Origin of the sequence: Pelomonas sp. KK5 (assembly GCF_001984095.1) — a bacterium.
Lineage (GTDB): Bacteria > Pseudomonadota > Gammaproteobacteria > Burkholderiales > Burkholderiaceae_C > KK5.
This window is the reverse complement of the sequence record NZ_LYVQ01000451.1, coordinates 1-1,848: the sequence shown is the minus strand read 5'-3', so window position 1 is coordinate 1,848 and position 1,848 is coordinate 1. Positions and strand designations below refer to the sequence as shown.

At 69.8% G+C, this 1,848-nt stretch carries 1 protein-coding gene; it reads left to right on the top strand.

The annotated features are described in order from the left end of the window. Positions 1-1,848, top strand: a 1,848-nt coding sequence (locus B0W88_RS31560) for a right-handed parallel beta-helix repeat-containing protein (RefSeq protein ID WP_158080989.1), incomplete at both ends; no start/stop codon positions are given.

Genomic DNA, 1,848 nt, shown 5'->3' with positions numbered 1-1,848 from the left:
CGTTGTACGAGCGCGAATGGAACGCGACGACGCAGCACTTCGTCGAGGTGCTGCCCGGCGAGGCCAGCGGCAGCGGCATCAGCGCGACCGGCGGTCAGCCGCAGCAGGTGGCGCTTGCGGTGGGCAGCGATGGCCGGGCCTTGCTCGGCTGGCAGGATGCCGCGGCCGGCGGCGCCACCAACTCGCCCGAGATCCTCGCGCGCGGCGATGCCGCGCCGGTCTCTCGCACCTTCGTGGCGGACGCCGGCACCTCGGTGCAGAGCATCCTCGACAGCCAGGCGCTGGGCGCCGGCGACGTCATCATCGTCACCGGCACGCAGGCGGGCTTCACCGTCTCGGCCGGCGATGCCGGCGTGCTGATCTGGGGCGCGGCGAACAGCCGTGTCAGCGGCGACGTGGTGGTCAACGGGGCCAACGTCACGCTGCAACACCTGACCCTCGGCGCCACGCTGACGATCGCCGCCAACGGCACGGGCCTGAGCGACTCGACCGTCACCGGCGCGGTGAACCTCGCCTCCGGCAGCGGCGCGGTGCTGACCGGCAACCGCCTGAGCGGCGGCGTGGCCATCGCCGCCGGGGTGCAGAACGCCAGCCTGCGGCTGAACACCATCAGCGGCGGCCTGCTGCTGGACAGCGCCACCGGCGTGCAGATCCGCGACAACACGATCAGCGGCCCGAGCTATGCGCTGCGTCTCGTCGGCGGTTCCACCGCCAGCGGGCGCATCGCGGGCAACACCTTCAACGCCACCGCCACCGGCCTCGACCTGCTGGCCACCTTCACCGGCCTGATCGAGAACAACAAGGTGCAGGGCGGTGCGCTGGGCATCAACTACGCGGCGGCCAACCAGCTGGCGGGCAATACCGTCAGCGGCGCCACCGTGGGCCTGCAGACTGCGCTCACCGGCAATGCGGCGCTGGGCTTCTTCGGCGCGTCGCTGGACCGGCCCAATACCTTCGACGGCAATGCCACCGGCCTGAAGCTGGTGGGCAGCGCGGTGGTGCAGGGCCAGGTGATCAGCCACAACACCGTGGGCGTCACCGGCGCCGGCCAGCTGGGCGGCGGCACGGCCGACCACATGAACCTGATCCAGGCCAACGTGACCGGCGTCAATGCCTTCACCGGCACGGTCCAGTTCAACCGGCTCTCCGCCAACCAGACCGCGATCAACGCGACGAGCGAGCAGCGCATCCTGCACAACATCTTCGACCGCAACACCCTGGTGGGCGTCGAGATCAACGGCCGCAACGACGTGCGGGTGTTCAACAACACCTTCTACGCGCTCACCGGCGACAACCTGCGCACCGAGGGCGGCAGCACCGAGGTGGAGGTGCAGAACAACGTGATGTGGGCGGCCGGCGGCTACGACCTCTACATCGCCAACGACAGCCGTTACGGCATCTTCAGCGACTACAACGACCTGTTCACCTCGGGCAGCGGCAAGATCGGCTTCTGGGCCAAGGACTTCACCGACATCCTCGACTGGCAGATGGACCTGGACCGGCTGGACCTGAACTCCATCGGCACCACCGTCGTGAACCCGGTCTGGGCCGAGCCCGCCTTCGTCTCCATCCTGACCAACGACTTCCGCCTGCGCGACCCGGTGGCCGCGCAGCGCTTCAGCTCGCCCGGCATCGACATGGGCAATGCGCTGGTGGACAACGGCCGCCAGACGACGGACCAGAACCTGCTGGCCAACCCGGGCTTCGAGGGCTCGCTGGCCGGCTGGGAAGTGAATGCCGGTGCGTCGGCCTATGTGCCGTCCGGCTCAGCGCCCGCCGCCTACGAGGGCAGCAGCTTCTTCTTCGCTGGCGGCGTGGCGGGCGGCTTCGCGCGCCAGACCTTCACGC